Origin of the sequence: Cuneatibacter sp. NSJ-177 (genome assembly GCF_022867805.1) — a bacterium.
Classification (GTDB): domain Bacteria; phylum Bacillota; class Clostridia; order Lachnospirales; family Lachnospiraceae; genus Pseudolachnospira.
Map to the genome: position 1 here is coordinate 265535 of NZ_JALIFO010000006.1, position 19460 is coordinate 284994.

The 19460-nt window shown below is 53.4% G+C and carries 15 protein-coding genes; 10 read left to right on the plus strand and 5 right to left on the minus strand.

The features are described from left to right. Positions 1 to 139: 139 nt before the first annotated feature. The 3 genes from MUB23_RS09175 to recO are packed head-to-tail and all read left to right on the plus strand — an operon-like array spanning position 140 to position 4666. Positions 140 to 3070 (plus strand): insulinase family protein, encoded by a 2931-nt coding sequence (locus MUB23_RS09175; RefSeq protein ID WP_244800193.1) that lies wholly within the window; start codon positions 140 to 142, stop codon positions 3068 to 3070. Positions 3071 to 3102: 32 nt separating this feature from the next. Then, positions 3103 to 4005, plus strand: coding sequence for a GTPase Era (gene era / locus MUB23_RS09180; protein WP_244800194.1), 903 nt, complete (start codon positions 3103 to 3105; stop codon positions 4003 to 4005). Next, positions 3998 to 4666, plus strand: a complete 669-nt coding sequence (gene recO, locus MUB23_RS09185; RefSeq protein WP_244800195.1) for a DNA repair protein RecO — start codon at positions 3998 to 4000, stop codon at positions 4664 to 4666. The genes era and recO overlap by 8 nt, the downstream gene beginning before the upstream one ends. A gap of 139 nt (positions 4667 to 4805) precedes the next feature. On the opposite strand, the gene MUB23_RS09190 is transcribed toward recO, so the two are convergent. Continuing rightward, positions 4806 to 6095: a sensor histidine kinase gene (locus tag MUB23_RS09190; RefSeq protein ID WP_244800196.1), complete on the minus strand. Its 1290-nt coding sequence runs from the start codon at positions 6093 to 6095 to the stop codon at positions 4806 to 4808. Next, positions 6088 to 6768 carry a response regulator transcription factor gene (locus tag MUB23_RS09195; protein ID WP_244800197.1) on the minus strand — a complete coding sequence of 227 codons (681 nt, stop codon included), beginning with the start codon at positions 6766 to 6768 and terminating at the stop codon, positions 6088 to 6090. The genes MUB23_RS09190 and MUB23_RS09195 overlap by 8 nt, the downstream gene beginning before the upstream one ends. A 286-nt stretch (positions 6769 to 7054) precedes the next feature. Between MUB23_RS09195 and MUB23_RS09200 the strand changes: the two genes are divergently transcribed. From MUB23_RS09200 to MUB23_RS09225, 6 genes are read left to right on the plus strand one after another with little or no spacing between them, the layout of a single operon-like run. Next, positions 7055 to 9424, plus strand: a complete 2370-nt coding sequence (locus MUB23_RS09200) for an extracellular solute-binding protein (protein ID WP_244800198.1) — start codon at positions 7055 to 7057, stop codon at positions 9422 to 9424. Between the two features lie 38 nt (positions 9425 to 9462). Then, a complete protein-coding gene (locus tag MUB23_RS09205) occupies positions 9463 to 10317 on the plus strand; it encodes a carbohydrate ABC transporter permease (RefSeq protein WP_244800199.1) in 855 nt (284 codons plus the stop codon). A 3-nt stretch (positions 10318 to 10320) separates the two neighbouring features. After that, complete coding sequence (locus MUB23_RS09210) at positions 10321 to 11163, plus strand: carbohydrate ABC transporter permease (protein WP_244800200.1); 843 nt, start codon at positions 10321 to 10323, stop codon at positions 11161 to 11163. Between the two features lie 21 nt (positions 11164 to 11184). Continuing rightward, positions 11185 to 12810 carry an HlyD family efflux transporter periplasmic adaptor subunit gene (locus MUB23_RS09215; protein WP_244801174.1) on the plus strand — a complete coding sequence of 542 codons (1626 nt, stop codon included), beginning with the start codon at positions 11185 to 11187 and terminating at the stop codon, positions 12808 to 12810. After that, a complete protein-coding gene (locus tag MUB23_RS09220) occupies positions 12807 to 14054 on the plus strand; it encodes an ABC transporter permease (RefSeq protein ID WP_244800201.1) in 1248 nt (415 codons plus the stop codon). The genes MUB23_RS09215 and MUB23_RS09220 overlap by 4 nt, the downstream gene beginning before the upstream one ends. Beyond that, positions 14020 to 14703, plus strand: a complete 684-nt coding sequence (locus tag MUB23_RS09225; protein WP_244800202.1) for a DUF624 domain-containing protein — start codon at positions 14020 to 14022, stop codon at positions 14701 to 14703. The genes MUB23_RS09220 and MUB23_RS09225 overlap by 35 nt, the downstream gene beginning before the upstream one ends. Positions 14704 to 14720: 17 nt before the next feature. Here the strand turns inward: MUB23_RS09225 and MUB23_RS09230 are convergent, their stop codons facing one another. Further along, positions 14721 to 15800 carry a ribonuclease H-like domain-containing protein gene (locus tag MUB23_RS09230; RefSeq protein ID WP_244800203.1) on the minus strand — a complete coding sequence of 360 codons (1080 nt, stop codon included), beginning with the start codon at positions 15798 to 15800 and terminating at the stop codon, positions 14721 to 14723. A 229-nt stretch (positions 15801 to 16029) separates the two neighbouring features. Between MUB23_RS09230 and MUB23_RS09235 the strand changes: the two genes are divergently transcribed. Next, positions 16030 to 16785, plus strand: a complete 756-nt coding sequence (locus MUB23_RS09235) for a ClpP family protease (protein WP_244800204.1) — start codon at positions 16030 to 16032, stop codon at positions 16783 to 16785. Positions 16786 to 16976: 191 nt separating this feature from the next. Here MUB23_RS09235 and nspC read toward each other — a convergent pair whose 3' ends face one another. Both nspC and MUB23_RS09245 read right to left on the minus strand, forming a co-directional pair. Next, entirely contained in the window at positions 16977 to 18194 is a 1218-nt protein-coding gene (gene nspC, locus MUB23_RS09240; RefSeq protein WP_244800205.1) for a carboxynorspermidine decarboxylase, read from the minus strand. Next, positions 18194 to 19396, minus strand: a complete 1203-nt coding sequence (locus MUB23_RS09245) for a saccharopine dehydrogenase family protein (protein WP_244800206.1) — start codon at positions 19394 to 19396, stop codon at positions 18194 to 18196. The genes nspC and MUB23_RS09245 overlap by 1 nt, the downstream gene beginning before the upstream one ends. Between the last annotated feature and the right edge of the window lie 64 nt (positions 19397 to 19460).

Here is a 19460-nt window from a genome sequence, read left to right on the forward strand (position 1 = left end):
ATTTTTGTCCAAACGTAGCGAAGCGGAGTTCGGACTCCCCGTCGTTTTTATGGAGCGACGGAGGAGCGCAATAAAAAATAGCTGCGGAACGAAGCAGAGCAGCGCAAAAAAAATAGCAACACCTGTCGGAGGTAATAATATGAGAGTGCCGGAAGCATACACCTTGCTCCAGGAAGAAGAAGTGAAAGAGCTGCGGTCCGCCGCTTATCTGCTTCGTCACAAGAAAAGCGGGGCCCGTCTATTCCTTCTTTCCAATCAGGATGAGAATAAGGTTTTCACGATTGGATTTCGGACTCCGGCCGGAGACAGCACCGGCGTGCCCCATATTTTGGAGCATTCCGTGCTCTGCGGTTCGGACAAATTCCCGTTGAAGGATCCGTTTATTGAGATGGAGAAAAGTTCTCTTCAGACCTACTTGAATGCAATGACCTTTGCGGATAAAACGATTTATCCGGTGGCCAGCTGCAATGATAAGGATTTTCAAAACCTGATGGATGTCTATATGGATGCGGTGCTGCATCCGGCGATCTACCAGGAACCCAAGATATTCCGTCAGGAAGGTTGGCATTACGAGCTAAAGAGCCCGGATGAGCCGCTGACCATCAACGGCGTGGTCTACAATGAGATGAAGGGGGCCTTCTCCTCACCGGATGAGATTTTGGAGCGTTACTGCCAGTCTGCTCTGTTTCCGGATAATACCTACCAGTATGAATCCGGCGGAGACCCGGAGGTGATTCCGGATCTCACGTATGAAGAGTTTTTGGACTTCCATCGGACCTATTACCATCCGTCCAACAGCTATATTTATCTCTATGGCAATATGGATATGGAGGAAAAGCTTCGTTTTCTGGATGAGGAATACTTGAGTCACTATGAGGCAAAGCCGGTGGATTCTGAGATTCCAATGCAGAAGGCCTTCCCGACTCCGGTAGAGCAGGAAATCTTTTATCCGCTGGAAAAAGGCGAAGACCCGGCGGAGCAGACCTGGCTGTCCATCCAGTGGGTGCTGGGCACGGTGACGGATGAAAAACTTTATCTGGCGTTCCAGGTTCTGGAATATGTCTTGCTGTCGGCTCCCGGAGCGCCGCTTCGGAAAGCACTGGTGGACGCAGGAATTGGAAAAGATGTATTCGGCGGCTACCGGAACTGGATTTTACAGCCCTATTTTTCCTTGGTGGCGAAGGATACTGAGGGAACGAAAAAAGAAGAATTTCTCGCGGTGATCCGCCGGACCCTTGAAGAATTGGTGGAAAGGGGAATTGACCAAAAGGCGCTGAAAGCCGGGATCAACAACCTGGAATTTCGCAGCCGGGAAGCAGATTTCGGACCGTATCCCAAGGGCCTGATGTACGGAATCGAATGCTTTGACAGCTGGCTTTACGGGGGAGATCCTCTGCTTCATTTAAAGTATGAGGATACCTATGCGTTTTTGAAAGAGCAGCTTTCCACCCGGTATTTTGAAGAGCTGGTGCAAAAATATTTCCTGGAAAATACCCACGAGGCGTTGGTCATTCTGACGCCCAGGCCGGGCATGGAAGAAGAACGGGAGACAGAGCTGAAAAATCGGCTTTCCGCTTACCAGTCCTCCCTTTCCCCGGAAGAAACCGAGCGCCTGATCCGGGAGACCAAGGAGCTGGAAGCGTATCAAGACCAGCCGTCCGCCCCGGAGGATTTGGCGACCCTGCCGAGACTGACGCTTTCTGATATCGGGGAAGAGGTGCCCCGCCTGTCCACGGCGGAGCGGAGCGCGGGCGAAGTACCGGTGATGTTCCACGAAACCTTCACCGGGGGAATCGCATATCTGCGGTTCCTGTTTGACGCGAGCCATGTGAAAAAAGAAGATCTTCCCTATCTGGGCCTGCTCCGTTTTATGCTCTGCCAGGTGGACACCGAGGAGTGGGGATACGCGGATCTGTGCAATGAGATTAACATCCACACCGGAGGCATCGGCAGCGCGGTCTCCATGTTTGAGCAGGTGAAGGAACCGGGGGTGTTTACGCCTTACTTTGAGATTCAGGGAAAGGCGCTGTACGGGGATCTGAAAAAGGCGCTGGAGCTGATCTCGGAAATCCTTACAGGTTCTCGGTTTACCGATGAAAAACGTCTGCGGGAGCTGGTTTTCCAGGTCAAGTCCCGCGGAGAGATGCAGTTGTCCGGAAACGGCCATTCCACGGCGGTGCTGCGGGCAAACTCCTACGGCTCCCCGTTCTCCTGGTTCAATGAGCAGTTGTCCGGCATTGATTATTTCCGTTTTTTGGAGGACCTGCAAAAACATTTTGACGAGAGAAAAGGAGAGCTTGCGAAAAAGCTGGCGGAACTGACCAGACATCTGTTTCAGGAAGAACGGTTCTTTGTCAGCCTGACGGCCGACGAAGATGGGTTCCAGGCATTGGAGAAGCTGCTGCCGGAATTTGCGGAAAGCCTGGGAGGAGAAAAGGCAGAGAGAACGGGCCATCGCGGATACGCGGAAGAGATCCTGCTGGAAAAGAAAAACGAAGGATTTACGACGCCCGGCCAGGTGGTCTATGTAGCGCGCAGCGGAAATTTCCGTGAGAAAGGGCTTCCCTACACCGGAGCGTTGCGGGTGCTGCGGGGGATTTTGGGTGATGAGTATCTCTGGAATAACGTGCGGGTGAAGGGCGGAGCCTACGGCTGCATGTGTAACTTTGGGCGGAACGGCGTCAGCTATTTTTGCTCTTACCGGGACCCGAACCTTCGCCGGACTAACCAGGTATTTGAGGACATCGTGCCTTATCTGGAGCAGTTTTCCATGGATCAGGAAGAACTGGTGAAATTCATCATCAGCGCCATCGGGACCTTGGACCGGCCCATGAACCCCTTGGAATGGGGAATCGCGTCCTTGCAGACGCATCTTTGCGGAATTACGGATGAACTGCGCAGAGAGGACCGGAGGCAAGTGCTTTCCTGCACGCCGGAGGTGATTCGTTCTCTGAGCCGCTATATCAAGGCGGTGCTTTCCTGCAATCAATTCTGCACCGTGGGGAATGCAGGAAAAATTGAGGAAGACCGGGATCTGTTTTACCGGACGGAGCCGTTGGTGCGTTCCTGACTGGATATGAGAAGAAAGAGGGAGGAAATCGATTGGAGAAATGCTTTAAATCCGGCTTTGTGGCCTTGATCGGCCGGCCGAATGTCGGAAAATCTACCTTGATGAACCATTTGATCGGCCAGAAGATTGCGATCACGTCCGACAAGCCCCAGACCACCAGAAACCGGATCCAGACCGTCTATACCGACGAGCGCGGGCAGATTGTGTTTTTGGACACGCCAGGGATCCACAAGGCGAAGAATAAGCTGGGCGACTATATGGTTAATGTGGCCGAGCACACGCTGCGGGAGGTGGACGTGGTGCTTTGGCTGGTGGAGCCGACGACCTTTATCGGGGCCGGGGAGCGCCATATCGTGGAGAAACTAAAACAGGTGAAGACGCCGGTGATCCTGATCATCAATAAGGTGGATACGGTGGAAAAAACCGAGGTGCTGAAATTCATCGACACCTACCGGAAGATCTACCAATTTGCGGAGATTATCCCGGTTTCGGCGCTCAAAGACATCAACACCGACGAAGTGCTGAACGTGCTGTTCCGGTATCTGGGGGAGGGCCCCCAATACTTTGACGACGATACGGTGACCGATCAGCCCATGCGTCAAATCGCAGCGGAGCTGATCCGGGAAAAGGCCCTGCGGTATTTGAGCGATGAGATACCCCATGGTATCGCGGTGACCATCGAGAAAATGAGTGAGCGGAAAAACGGCCTTTTTGACATCGAGGCCAATATCGTCTGTGAGCGGGATTCCCATAAAGGCATCATCATCGGAAAACAGGGGGCTATGCTCAAAAAAATCGGTTCGGCGGCCCGCCGGGAGATCGAGGCGCTGATGGGCGCTCCGGTCAATCTCCAGCTCTGGGTCAAAGTCCGGAAGGAATGGCGGGACAATGAACTGTTCTTAAAGAATTACGGGTACAGGAGCGAAAATGAGTGATCTGATCACTGTGACCGGGATGGTGCTTTCTTCGATGCCCATCGCCGAGTACGACCGGCGGCTGGTGATTTTGACCAGGGAGCGCGGAAAGATTTCCGCCTTTGCCAAAGGAGCCAGGCGGCCGAACAGCAGCCTTCTGGCCGGCAGCCGGACGTTTTCCTTTGGAACCATGGAGCTTTACGAAGGGAGGACTTCCTATAACGTGCGCTCCATGGAGATTCAGAATTACTTTGAGAATCTCAGCACGGATTTGGAGCTGGCCTGCTATGGCAGCTATTTCATGGAGTTCGTCGATTATTACGGCAAAGAGGGGATCGACGGAACCCCTCTGCTGAAACTTTGCTATGTGACACTGCTGGCCCTTGGAAAACCAAACCTGGACCGGCAGTTGGTCCGGTACATATTCGAACTGAAGGCCATGGCCGAGAGCGGAGAGTATGCGGAGCAGCCTTTAAAGCCGGTGGGGGAGGCGGCCGCCTATGCCTGGAAATTTGTATTGAACACCCGTCCGGAAAAGCTTTACACCTTTGCGTTGGAAGAGCACGCCAAAAAAGAGTTCATCTCGGCGGTGGAGGAACTCAAGAGGTATTATTTGGACCGGGAATTTAAATCGCTGGAAATACTGGAAGGAATTTCAAAGATCGGGCTGCCGGATCGGTGAGTAATCACGGGATGGCGGCCCGATCATTTATTATTTGATAGAAAATTCCTTTTTCGTTATCCGTAAAAAGAATGGATTCTTGCGCATTGCCGTATTCGGAAACCCAGAGGTGGGAGTAGGATTTGTTTTCGATCCATTCCTAAATCGGGATTCGAATCCGGAAGGTGGCTCCGCCGCCCTCCGTGTCCTCCACCCAAATCTTTCCCCGGTGCAGGCGGACGATCTCCTGGACGATGCAGAGCCCTAGCCCAAAGTGTTCCTTATCCTTGTGGGCGGAGTCAACCCGGTAAAAACGGTCGAAGATGTGTTCCTTTGCATCGTCGGGGATTCCCGGTCCGTTATCACAGATCTGAAATTCCACAAAGGAACCGGCGCATGCGGCGGCCAGACGGATTTTGCCGCCTGGGGGCGTGTAAGAGATGGCATTGTCCGTAAGGGCCGAGAGAATCTGAATCATCCGCTCCCGATCGCAGAAGACGGCGGGCAGGGGGTCTTCCGGAAAATGGATGCCAAAAGCAATGGATTTTTGTTTTGCTGTCTGTTCGAAGTTTTCATAGACGGTGAGAAGCAAAGTCTCCGGTTCCCAGCGGCCCATCTGCATGCTCCAGGTCTGATTGTCGGCATTGGCGAGCTGCAGCATATCGTCAATCAAGCGGGACATGCGGCGGCCCTCCGACTCGATGGCGGCCTCATAGCGCTCCCGGTTCTCTCCGGAGCTCTTTTTTAATGCAGAGAGGCTGGAAAGAATAACGGCCAGGGGAGAGCGCAGTTCATGGGAGGCCGCGGCGATGAATTGAACCTGCCTTTTTCGGTTTTCCTCCAAAGGCTGTATCTGCCGCTTGGTAAAAAACCAGGCAAAAAGGCCTAAAAACAGCAGGGCGATGAGATCAACGGCGACGAAGAGCTGACGTTGACTTTGAATCTGGCGGTTTTGCGATTCCTGGGAATAGCAGATTAAAGCGCTGAGCTTCCCGCGGGATTTTGAGAATCGGACCGCCGAGACATAGTAGCCGGGGCCTTCCGGACTGTCCAGCTCAAATTCCGTGTGCTGGGTCAGTTTTGAAGCGCCGGCCGGGTTTTGGACGTCCAATCCGTATTCATCGCGGGCCTTTGTAAGGGCTGCTTCCAGAAGCTGATCCCGGTACTCTGAACGGTGGATGGATTGAAAGAGCAGCGGTTCTCCGTTGTCAAAAAGGTAGATATAACAGATTCCATCCTGTTCCATCTGACTCAGCCACTGATGGGAGACCGTGAGCTGTGTCTCCACGGAGCTGAAAATCGTCTGGATACTGCTGAGGAAAAGGTTGTAATTGCTGTCTTTCATCCCCTTCTCCGAGATTACAAGACAGATGCCGGACATGGTGGCAAGGATCAAACCTGTGATCAGCGTGCAGAAAAAGGTTAGTTTTTTGTGGAGACGTTTATACATCCGCCACCTCCAATCTATAACCGATCCCGCGGACGGTTTTGACTTCAATGGCGCTCTTTACGGATCGCAGCCGCTTCCGCAGAAAATGGATGTAATTGTCCAAGTTGCCGTCCTCCACCTCTGCGTCGGGTCCCCAGACGCGGGAGAGAAGCACGGCCCTGGGAAGGGTCTGCCCCGGATTTTTGAGGAAGAATTCCAGGAGGCTGGCTTCCTTTTTGGAGAGGGAGCAGGACGCCTGTCCGCGGGAGAGAAGCAGGCGGACCGGGTCAAAAGAAATGTCCCCAACGTTTAAGTTTTCGGAAGCTTCAAAATTTCGCGGTCTCCGGCTGATGGAATGGATCCTGGCCAAAAGTTCCGGGAAGGCAAAGGGTTTTACGATGTAATCGTCGGCGCCGCTTTCCAGGCCAATCACTTTATCGGTCAGTTCTCCCAGGGCGGTCAGGAGGATCACAGGAGTGAAATATCCTTCGGCCCGGATTTTTTTGAGAAGGGAAATTCCGTCCATGCCCGGCATCATTCGGTCCAGGAGGATCAGATCGTGGGCATTCTGCCGGATCCAGGGAAGAGCATCTTCGCTGTCGCTGCAGACGTCTACCTGGAATCCTTCTTCTTTTAAGGTAAAGCCTAAGGAATCGCATAAGCGGGGATCATCGTCTACCAATAGAATTCTCATCACTGCCTCCTGATTCATACGGTCTATTTACGGGGATTCTATTCTTAACAATATATCTCAACAATTGGTTTTTGTAAATGGTAAAATTGGGTTACGATTCACAGCCGCAAAATTGAAAATGACCAGGATTGCGCTGCCGCAGAATATTTTTTCTTTTTAGAGAAAGTTTAGAGATTGGTGTGTTATAGTTTCGTTGAACGAAAAGATCCCGCAGGCAACATCAAGGCCAAGCAAGTTTTCTTGACCGGCTGCCTTCGGGCGAATCAATGGATAGGGGGATACGAACATGAAAGGTTTCGGAAAAAAAGTGATGGCTCTATTCCTGGGAACTTGTCTGCTCTTTGGAGCAGCCTGTTCCAACGGAGAAGCAGAGCCGGCGGGAAATGGCGGGGGAAACACCTCGGCAGCCGGGTCGCCGGGGGGCGCCGGGACATCCGGAAACGCTGGGACCTCCGCGGGGAACGGAGGCGGCGGCCAGGGTATGGGGCGCTTTGTGGAGACAGAGTATTCTCTCCCGGACGGAGTGGAATACATGATGGATTTGAGGCTGTTGGAGGACGGGACCCTGCGCATGGCTGCGATCGGAACAAATCCTCTGATGCTGTATTCATCGAAAGATGAGGGGAAAAGCTGGGAGCCGGTTGAAATATCCATGGAGCAGCTGGGAGTAGATAAAACCATGATCCAGTCTGCCAGGTGGAGTCCCAGCGGACAGTTGTTCATCATCTATATGAATCAGGATGAGGTGATGGCAGGGAATATGAAAACCTACTGTCTGCTCTTTGACCAGAAGGGAACAGGAAAGGAACTGACGATTGACCTTCCGCCGCTTTCCTCCGGGTCAGGAAATTCGAATCGGATCTCCGATGTACACTTTGCGCCGGACGGCGGACTTTATATCGTCGATGTCAACCAAACCATTTACCAGATTGACCTGGAAAGTGGAAAAATTTTAAAAAATTATGCCAATCCAGATACCGTGGTGGAAACTTTTGCTGTGATCGGAAAGAATCTCCTGGTGAAAACCGAAGACGGGGTGGAGTTTTATGACCTGGAAACCGGTAAGAGCCTGGCGCGTCAGGAAGCCCTAAATGAGTATATCAAGGCGTTTGACAGCCGTCATCCTTCGGCGGCGGATGTATCCACCGGTGTTTCCGACTATGTATACACAGCCGGAAAAGACGGCAATGATCTATATTTTTGTGATGAGACGGGATTGTACCATTACACGCTGGACGGCAGTGTGGTGGAGCAGGTGATCGACGGGGGATTAAATTCCTTGTCTTCGACCACTCTGAAGGTGAGAGGACTGATCCGGTCGGGCGAAGAGGGATTTTTGATTTTCGGAACGGAAAATAGCAAGGCGAAGCTGATTGCCTTCAATTTTGACAGTTCGGTTCCGACCCTGCCCGGTACAGAGCTTACAGTATATGCACTGGAGGACAACACGAGTCTTCGCCAGGCGATTCGGATGTACCAGCATGACAACCCGGACGTCTATGTCACTCTGGAAATTGGAATGAGCGGGGATGACGGCGTCACGGCGGCGGATGCGATCCGGACTCTTAACACGAATCTGATGGCCGGAAAAGGGCCGGATGTGCTGATCTTAGACGGGATGACCATCGGAAACTACGTGGAAAAGGGAATGCTGACAGATCTTAGCGATGTAATCGGGGAAGTCTCGTCGGCGGACGGCCTATTTGAGAACCTGGTAAATGCTTACCAGTCAGACGGCAAGGTGATGGCGGTTCCGGTGTGTGTGATGCTCCCGATGATTTTGGGGAATGCAGATGGTCTCGGCAGTGTCACGGATTTGAAAACACTGACAGCTTATGTGGAGTCTCTGCGGCAGAAGAATCCGGATGCCCCTGGGATCTGCGGAACGGAAACGGTGGACGGCCTTTTACGGTGGATGTATGGAATTTCCTCAGCAGCTTGGCTGAAGGATGGAAATATCCTGGATGAGGCGGCACTGAATGAATTTTTCGATTGTTTGAAACGAATCAGTGAGGCGGAAAAAAGTCAAATTCCGGCAGGCAATGAAAGCATCATTACGTCGGGGGGCGGCAACCTCTACCTGTCCTACAATATGGACCTTTTCTCTTACCTTGGCGGAGATTCGCTGATTTGCGCAGGGCAAATGGATTCTTTCCAGGTCTTTGCGGTATTGGAAACCTTCCGAAGCCAGGGGGACGCTTACCAATCGCTGAATGGCCAGACCGCGGGTGTGTTCCAGCCGATGCTGACCGTCGGAGTCAACGCCAAAGGAGATCAGAGCGAGACTGCAAAAGGGTTTGTCAAATATCTGCTCGGCAAGGACTTCCAGTCCAACGAGAATCTGGGCGGCCTGCCGGTGAACCGGGCGGCATTTGACGCTGGGAAGAAAAATCCGTTCCCATCAGATCTGACGCCTTCTATGAGTTCCATGGGTGCAAGCGGGGAGCTGAAGGATTTGGAGATTCAGTGGCCGTCGGAGAACAGCTTTGCCGAGCTCCAAAAGCGAATGGAATCCGTAAACATTCCTGCCGATTCGAACCAGGTGATCCGCGAGGCTGTGGAGGCGGAAGCTAAAAATCTATTGGAAGGCGGAAGCGTAGCGGATGCCGTTCAGAATGTGATAAAGAAAGTAAATCTCTATCTGTCGGAACAGTAAAGAAAATCGGAACCGCAAAAGGAAAAGGATGAACTGCGATGAAAAGATTCAGGATACGGCGGGGGCAGAGAGCGGGAATTCTCTTTGTCCTCCCCAGCCTGCTGGGTGTGGCCTGGTTTCTCCTGCTGCCGTTTCTCGATGTGGTGGCCCGTTCCTTCCTGGGAGCGGTAAACGGAGAGTGGGTTGGAATCTCAAATTATCAAACCATTTTCTCCAACGAGGCATTCCGGCTGGCAGCGGGAAATACGGTAAAATTCGCTGTGGTCTGCATCCCCCTTTTGATCGTCATCTCCCTGCTGATCTCCGTTGGGCTGACTCATTTCGGGCGGAAGTTAGGATTTTTAAAGTCCGCGTTCCTGCTGCCCATGGCGATTCCGGTGGCGTCGGTGGCGCTGATTTGGCGGCTGCTGTTTCACAGCCAGGGGATCGTCAACGGGCTGATGGAGCAGCTGGGAGGAAATCCGGTGGACTGGATGAATTCTCCGGCTGCCTTCTGGGTTCTGGTGCTCACCTATCTGTGGAAAAACGTGGGTTATGATGTGATTTTGTGGATGGCGGGCTTGTCCGCCATTCCCTACTCGATCTATGAGGCGGCCGAGGTGGACGGGGCGGGCTCGTGGAAATGCTTTACGAAAATCACTTTGCCGAACCTGAAACCTACGCTGTATACGATCACGGTTTTGTCTTTCCTGAATTCTTTTAAGGTGTTCCGGGAGGCCTATCTGGTGGGCGGGGCTTACCCCCATGACAGCATGTATTTGATGCAGCATTTATTCAACAACTGGTACCGGGACTTGTCCATGGATAAAATGGCGGCGGCGGCCGTCGTCGTGGCTGTGGTTATCTTTCTGGTGATGCTGTGTTTTCAGCGGATCTGGGCCAGAGAGGATTAGAGGATGGGGAAAAAAGTGTTGATTGCCGGTGCCTTGACGGCGCTGGGGTTTGTCATCTGCTATCCGGTGATTTATCTGATTTCCGGAAGCTTTATGGGAAATGGGGAATTGGGGGAGGGCTTATCCCCGATCTTAAAAAACGGCGGTGGTTTTGTGGCCTGGCATGTGATTCCCCTCTTTCCCACTTTGAAAAACTTTGTGGAGTTATTGCTGGACTCTCCGGAATTCTTCGTAATGTTCTGGAATTCCGTGAAAATTACTGCGGGAGTTTTGGCGGGACAGCTGATCCTTGGGGCGCCGGCTGCCTGGGGCTTTGCAAAATACCGGTTTCCCGGCAGAAAGCTTTTGTTTGGCCTGTATGTACTGCTGATGATTTTACCGTTCCAAGTGATGATGCTGTCCCAGTATCTGGTGCTCGATGAGCTTCATCTGCTGAATACCCATCTGGGAATCATCTTGCCTGCGGTCTTCTCCACATTTCCCGTCTTTATCATGGTCCGATTTTTTGACGGGGTTCCGGATCAGATTCTGGAATCCGCCAAGATCGACGGAGCAGGAGCCTTTCAGATTTTTTGGAGCATTGGCCTTCCCCTGGGGGCCGGAGGGATTATCTCCGCTTTGGTCTTAAGTTTTCTGGAATATTGGAATCTGGTGGAGCAGCCCTTAACCTTTCTCAAAGACCCAGCCCTCTGGCCCCTATCCTTGTACCTGCCGAATATTGACCTGAACGATGCGGGGATTGCGTTTACCTCCTCGGTCGTCACCTTGATCCCGGCGGTGCTGGTGTTTTTCTGCGGACAGGAATATCTGGAACAAGGGATCGTGGCTTCGGCAGTAAAAGAATGAGGTGAAAATAAAGTGAAACAGATGGAACAGAAAAGCCGGAAACGCTCGCTCCGGGAAAAAAGTGTCCGTTGGCTGGCCGGTTTCTTCCTGGTGATGCTTTTGCTGACCCTGCTTTCCAGGGCTGCCGATGCGGTTACGGTGCCGGTGGTCCAAACCGGCTATCTGAAAAAGTCCACCATCGACCGCACCGTCACGGCGGAGGGCCGGATCGTACAAAACCAGGAACGGGCCGTTTCCACTGTGGCGGGGCTGCGGGTCGGATCCGTACCGGTCCGGGAAGGGCAGCCGGTGGCGGCCGGGGATGTGCTCTTTGAGCTGGACGCGGAAGATTTGTCGGAGAAAATCCGTCAGGCGGAACAGGAATACCGGAAGCTGGAGCTGGCGTTAAAGGATTTGGAAAGCGGAAAAGACCTGACGGAGCAGGAGCGGAACAAAGCGAAGCAAAGAGCGGATGAGGACTACGCCAACACTTCGGTGCGCACCGGCAGGGAAGTCGAGGACGCGGAACGGGCCATGACCAAGGCGAAGGAAGACCTGGAAAACTTTTTGGCCGGGGATTCGGACGCGCCGGCGGAAGACCCTGTTTTGACCGGGCTGGAAAATACCTGCCAGGAGAAACAGGATGCCTTGGATCAGGCGGAGCAAGAGCAGAAAGATCTGGAACAGGAAATCCAGGCCGCCGTAGCTGCCGATCCGCCGCAGGAGGCGGAAATCCGCCGGAGCTATGAGGCAAAGCTGGCGGAGGCGGCAGAACGGGTCAAAACCTGTGAACAAGAAAAAGAACAGGCCGACAATGCGCTCGAATCCTATCTGGCTCAGAAAGACGCTAAGAACGAAGAAGACCGCGGGGCAATGGAAGAGAGTCTGCGGGCCGCCTATGAGGAAAAAAAGAAGGCTTATGAAACAGCATTGCAAAACCGGAAGGACAGCTTAGAGAACGCGTCCCGGAATGTGGAGGACGCCAATGCCCCGACCAAGGAGGACAGCAGCGGGGAGACGGCCCGTATGGATCTGGAGAACAAGAAACGGGAACTGGATCAGCTGAAAGCCCTCGAAGAGCAGGCGGGGAAGATCGTTTCCCCTGCGGATGGCCTGATATCGAAGGTGAATGTGACAACTGGAGATTTTACCGGGGAGGGGACCGCGGTCTTGATGGCGGATCTGACCGAGGGAGGCAGGTTCCAGGCCGCCATCTCCAAAGCGCAGGAAAAATATCTGTCCCGAGGGGATACCATCAGCCTGAAACAAAATGGGGCGGAAGCCCTGGAACTGCCCATTGATACGATTCAGCAGGATACGGAGAACCCCAATTCCTATGTGGTGACCGTGCAGGTGCCGGCCGGTACGCTGGAAATCGGGACGGTTGCCGTGATGACCGCAGTGCGGCAGTCGGAGACCTACACCGCCTGTGTTCCTTTGTCGGCGATTCACCGGGAGGATGGGCAGGACTATGTCCTGGCGATTCAGGAAACAAAGACCGTGCTGGGAACCGAGCTGACAGCGGAGCGGATCCCGGTGACGATTTTGGATAAAAATGAGAGCTTGGCGGCCCTATCTCCCGGCGCATTGACAGAGGACCAGAAACTGATCACGGGGAGCAACAAAGAGGTGAACGGGGGTGACCGCGTACGGCTGGAAGATACATGAACAACAAAGTAAGGTATGGAGCCGGTATTCTGCTGGCCCTCCTGGTTCTGTTTTGTCTGGGGAGGGCATTGTCTTTGAAAGAGGGGCTAAAGCAGGCGGAGGGAGCTGTTCTCGATCTGGGGGATGCGGGCATTGGGATGTTGGCAGCCGCCGAAATGCTGGAAAAAAATCAACTGCTGGAGGAGCCGATGGAATTTACGCTCTGGGAACAGCAGGAAGATCAGACAGTGGAAAGCCCGGAATTTTCCCGGAGCGCTCTGGTCCGCGGGATTGCTCTTTGGGGGGATTCCCGGCTGGTGCTGGGCGGGAACGGATTTTTGGACGCGTCGGATCCGGACGGGTGCCTGCTTGACGGGGATACCGCGCTTTCGCTGTTTGGAAGCCGGAATATAGTAGGGCAAACCGTCCGGTACGGCGGCAGGGAGCTGCCGGTGCGCGGGATTTTGGACGGTGTCTCTGACACGATTGTGCTGGAGGCCGTCCAGGAGGAGAAGGCAGACACCGGCCAGGAGAACTTTGCCTTTCATCATGTGACCCTTTCCTACGGCGGGGAGCGGGGGAAAGAGGTCTTGGCAGAGTTTCGCAATCAGTTTGGCGTGTCCGGAACCGTTTTGCCATTGTCCGGGTATCCAGGCATCGCAAAGGGGATCCATGGGATGTTCTTTCTGGTTGTACTTTGTTCGGTCTGTTTCCCTTTGCTCCGTCTGGCGCGGACCAAGGCTTTCCGGGAGGAGCGCTATCTTTGCTTGGCAGCTGCTTTCGGCATGATTTTCGCATTTTTCTGGATTGTCCGGCCGGATTTCCTTTGGCCGGAGGACTGGATTCCAGGCCGATGGTCGGATTTTTCTTTCTGGGAGGCGCTGTGGAAAGAACAGACCGGGGTTGCCCAGGAGCTGTTTTTCGGAGATTCCTCCGTGCCCATCTGGGCGCTGAAAAGTCCGCTGCTGCAATGCCTGTGGTATACGGTCTGCGGGACGGCGGCATATATAGCCGGACGAAGGTTTTGGAAGGTGGAGGGAGAACGAGAATTGTGGATCGGGGCATTTGCTGTGATCGCAGCAGCGTTTGCCGTGATCTTATGGACGGATTCGCCCGAACGGCGGATCCTGTGGGGACTTCCGTTATATGTTTTGGTTGGCTTGTTTCTCCGTTCGCGTTTTTGCACGGAACCGGAGGGGACGGACCGGCTGATCGATAAGGAGAATAAAAATGAAGCGGTCGAAGGAATGGTCAAACACGGTTGAGTCGGGTTTCCCACAGCCGGTAACCGGCGAAATGAAAGGTTTTTCATTGGGACGTATTCTGGGAAGAAACCTGTTCCGGCTGGTCAAACTGAATTTACTTTTTCTTGTTTTTTGTCTGCCGGTGGTCACAGCCCCGGCAGCCACCGCTGCGATGAGCAGGGTTACGAAATCCATGTGGAAAGAATCCCACTTTTTCTGGTCGGATTATTGGGAAACGTTCTTAGGCGAGTTTGGGAAAGCGTCTTTGGCCGGAATCCTTCTTTATGGCGGAGGCGGGGCCGCTGCAGTTGGTTTTCTGTTTTACCGGGAGATGGCAAAACGGACAGCGCTCCTGCTGGCCCCGGCCTGGATCTGCGCCGCTGTTTTCCTTCTTTTCTTGGTCATGGGCGCTTATGTGTTCCCGATGATTGCCGCTTTGGATCTTCCGCTGAAGGCTGTGTTAAAAAATGCCTTTCTGCTGGTTTTTCTTCGGTTTCCCCAGAATTTGCTGCTGGCGCTGATCTTGGGGGGGATCACGGGCGTCTGCTTTTTATTTTTTCCGGTATCGATTCCTTTCGTAGTCTTGCTTGCCTCCTCCCTGCAAAGCCTGACCGGCGCGGCAATTGTCTGGCCGGGGATCGAGCAGTATGTGTGCGGTGGTGCTCAGTGAAACAGGCGGAACCAGGCCTAGATTTTTTGAATCAGGGCGCAGAGATAGTTCTTCCAGAACGCGGAATCTTCAAATAATGTTTTCTCATATGCTACATATCTGGGGCCTTGCGGCAATTCTTGAAAGGCGGGCCGGTCCGGGGGCAGGGAGATTTTTTCCGGTACCGGAAGGAAGAGTCCGGACTTTTTGGTATAGCAGTTTTCCGGCTTGGCCTTGACGCGGAACTTTGGATCCACGTAGACGGCCACGCTTTTATGTACGGCAGTATCCTCCGCCGGCAGATAATAATAATCCTTATAGTTGGGAAAATAATAGCGGAGCTCTCCGGTCCGAAGTGGGATTTTCAGGCGAAGGCTGTCTCTTTTTGCGATTCCGTACCAGTCTTCCGTGTGAAAGGAGACCGGCTGCGGCAGCCGCAGTTCCAGGGGAAAGCGGAGAAAGAGCTCAGTATCGGATTCTTCTTCCACCGTGGGAAGTCCGGAGGCGGCCGCGCCGCTTTTCAGGTCGAAATAACAGAGCATGGGAAGGATCTGCAGCATGCCCAGCACATCTTCTTCGTTGTGGAGCAGGAGGAGTTCAAGCAGCTTGGGATTTCCCGTTTTGACGAACTGATGGTAGATCGGAATCAGTTCGCCGCCGCCGTATTGGTCGTCCCGCTCAATGTTCAAAAACTGTTCCACCGATTTTTGTTTGACATTCGTCAGACCGCACAGGTTCTTGCATTTTTTGATATTTTGATAAAGATCCAGGCCGTCCATGGTGAGAAACGAGTCTTTCAGACCTAGTTTCTCACTTCTTTTGTGGAGAAAGGGAAGATCAAACCGGCTGCCGTTAAAATGAATCAGACAAGAAAAATCCCGGCAGAAAGCGATCACCCGCTCCAAAAGCAGCCTCTCTTCCAGCGGGGACTCGGTCAGCCATTGGCGGAAGCCCCAGCATTCATTCGTGTGGGGAAAAAGGCAGCCCACAAGATAGACCTTGGAGCGCTCCGATGATAAGCCGGTGGTCTCGATGTCGATAAAAAGGGGCTGATCCGCGCCCAGCCGGTCGATGGGATAGTCGGTTTGGAGAAAAAATTCTTTTTCAATCGTTTTCATTGGTTATCCTGTTCATGGAGTATCGATTGTCAGCCTTGCCACTTTGGCGGTAGGGATGGCCGCGCGGCTTTGCTGCGGGCCATTTTATTACGCCTGTCGGCATTATAACATAGTAAATTTAAAGAGTAAAGTGGGGAAATCGGTGGGCTGGTCCGCATAAACCCCAGGCTTTTCGCGCATCCTAAGGAAAAAGCAGAGCAACTATCTAAATTTGCGAGGAGGCATAGCGATGGGAAAATCGGAGGACGAGAAAAAAGAGCAGAAGGACGAGGAGGTCAAAGAGTACGGCCAAATGACGCTGGAAGACAATGCAAAGGATTATAAGATTCATTTGCTCTCCGTGATCGGTGAGATTGAGGGCCATGAAAATCTTCCCGGAAACAGTAAAACCACCAAATACGAACATGTGCTGCCGCAGCTGGCGGCTATTGAGGACAGCCGGGAAATTGACGGGCTGCTGATTCTGATCAACTCAGTGGGTGGCGATGTGGAGGCTGGTCTTGCCATTGCGGAGATGATTGCTTCATTGAGCAAGCCCACGGTTTCGCTGGTCCTGGGAGGAAGCCACTCCATCTGCGTGCCATTGGCTGTGTCCACGGATTACTCTTTTATCGTCAAGACGGGCACCATGCTGATTCATCCGGTGCGGATGAGCGGAATGATCCTCGGCGTGCCTCAGACTTATGATTATTTTAAAAAGATCCAGGATCGAATCACCGGTTTTATCTCCGGACATTGTGATATCACCCAGGACCGGCTGGAAGAGCTGATGCTGGAAACCGGAATGCTGACGAAGGATATGGGGACGATTCTGGTCGGCGGGGAGGCCGTGGAGGAGGGCCTGATCAATGAGATCGGCGGAATCCGCGAGGCATTGGACAAGCTGTATGAGCTGATTGAGACCGACGATAACGCGGGCCAGACGCGGCGGTTCGGTCAGAGAAACCAGGGACAGCAGGAGAACAACGGAAATCAGCAGGAGTAGAAGCGCAGTGAAAAATAGCTGCGGAGCAAATCGTTCTATCTGTAGATAAACCGGATTCTGCGGATTGGAATGGGAAGACAATCTGTAAATACAGAGAGCGGCAAAAGATCATATCGGACTAGCGCAAGATCAATGCCCCCGAATTCGGGGGCATTGATCTGTTACAACGGGTTCGGCAAGGAATCAATGCTTTAGGATAGTCTTTCTTTAAAATCCTCATATCCAAAGGAGCGGACCAGGCGGCTCCTTCCCACTGCGTCCCGGTATACGAGGGAGGGAAGGCGCATTCCGTTGAAGGTATTGGTCTTTACCATGGTGTAGAGGGCCATATCCTCAAAGATCACCAGATCTCCCTCTCGAAGAGGGCGGTCGAAGGAATAGTCTCCGATTACATCCCCGGCCAAACAGGTGGGGCCGGCCAGACGGTAGGTGTAAGCCTTTTCGCCCGGCTCGCCGCCAAACTGCACAGGCGGCCGGTAAGGCATCTCCAGCACGTCCGGCATGTGGCAGGCGGCGGAGGCGTCGAGAATCGCAATCTCCATCTGATTATGGACAATTTCCAGAACAGTGGCGGCCAGAAAACCTGCATTCAAGACGACCGCCTCTCCTGGCTCCAGATAGACTTCGACCCCATAGGCAGATTGAAAATGCCGGATTACTCGAATCAGAGTTTCCCGGTCGTAGCCAGGCCGGGTGATATGGTGGCCGCCGCCGAAATTTACCCATTTTCTTCCGGCTAGGTACCTGCCAAATTTTTCTTCCACGGCAGCGGCCGTGACGGCAAGGGCGTCCGAATCCTGCTCGCAGAGCGTGTGGAAGTGAAAGCCGTCGAGAAGGGGCAAAAGTTCTTCCTCAAAGTTTTCCCTGGTGGTGCCGAGGCGGGAGCCTGGGGCGCAGGGATCGTAGATCGCATGGCCCTCCTGGGTGGAACACTCCGGATTCAGGCGCAGGCCAACGGATTTTCCGGCGGCTTTGGCCCGAAGTGCAAATTTCCTGACCTGGGCGGGGGAGTTGAACACGAAGTCATCGGCGTACCGGAGCAGCTCTTCGAATTCATCTTCCCGGTAAGCGGGGGAGAAGACGTGGGTCTCTTTTCCAAATTCCTCATGACCCAGCCTTGCTTCATGGAGGCCGCTGGCCGTTGTCCCGGCCAGATAGCGGCGGAAAAGCGGGTAGCAGGAGAACATGGAAAAAGCTTTTTGGGCCAGGAGGATCTTGCAGCCCGACTGATCCGAAACCTGTTTCAAGATTTCCAGATTCCGAATCAGCCGGGATTCGTCCACGAGAAAGTAGGGGGTGCGAAACTGTTTCCACTGGGAATCAGTGATTTCAGCGAAGCTACTATCTGTCCCGAAATCGGAGATTTCAGCGAACGCTACGTCTGGCCCGGAATTTGAACCCGCGCCCATCAGTCCACCAGCGCCGGGTGATGGCTTTCCTTCCAGGGCAGCCCCCAGGTGTTCAAGGCTTCCATGAAGGGATCGGGATCGAACTCCTCCACATTGTGGACGCCGGGTGTATTCCATTTTCCGGTCATTATCATCATGGCTCCGATCATGGCCGGGACGCCGGTGGTGTAGGCTACGGCCTGGGAGCCGACCTCACGGTAGCATTCCTGATGATCGCAGATATTATATAGGTAGTAATCCTTTTCTTTTCCGTCTTTCACCCCGCGGAAGATGCAGCCAATGTTGGTCTTTCCTTTGGTCCGGGGGCCCAGGGTAGAAGGATCCGGCAGCACGGCTTTTAAGAATTGAAGCGGGACGATCTCTTTCCCCTCATATGAAATGGGTTCGATGGACGTCATCCCTACGTTTTCCAGGCATTTCAGGTGGGTCAGATAGCTTTGGCCGAAGGTCATAAAGAAGCGGATCCGCCGGATTCCCGGAATATTTAACGCCAGGCTTTCCAATTCCTCATGGTGGAGCAGATACATATCTTTTTTTCCGACGCCTTCAAAGTCGTACTCTTTCTTGATCTCCATGGGTTTGGTTTCAATAAAACGGCCGTCTTCCCAGTAGGAGCCATTGGCAGAGACCTCCCGGATATTGATTTCCGGGTTGAAGTTGGTGGCGAAGGGGTAGCCGTGATCGCCGCCGTTGCAGTCCAGGATATCGATGGTGTGGATCTCGTCGAATTCATGTTTCAGGGCATAAGCGGAGAAGACGCCGGTGACGCCGGGGTCAAAGCCGCTGCCCAGCACCGCGGTGATGCCCGCTTTCTCAAAACGCTCCCGGTAGGCCCACTGCCAGCAATATTCAAACTTTGCCGTATCCTCCGGCTCATAATTGGCGGTGTCCACGTAGTGGGTCTTGGTGGCGAGGCAGGCGTCCATGATGGTAAGGTCCTGATAGGGGAGGGCGAGATTTAAGACCACGTCGGGCTTTTCGGCTTCTATCAGCGCGATCAGCTGATCCACCTGGTTGGCGTCCACCTGAGCTGTGGTGATCTTTGTCTTGGTGACGGGCTGTAATTTTTCTTTCAGGGCGTCACATTTGGATTTCGTGCGGCTGGCAATGCAGATTTCTTCAAAGACTTCGCTGTTCTGGCAGCACTTGTGGATGGCGACTGAGGCGACGCCGCCGCAGCCGATGATCAGGGCTTTTCCCATTGGGTGAATCCTCCTTGAGTGTTTTTGGTGGTATGCGAGGGGGGCCCAGCTCGGAGTCTTGATG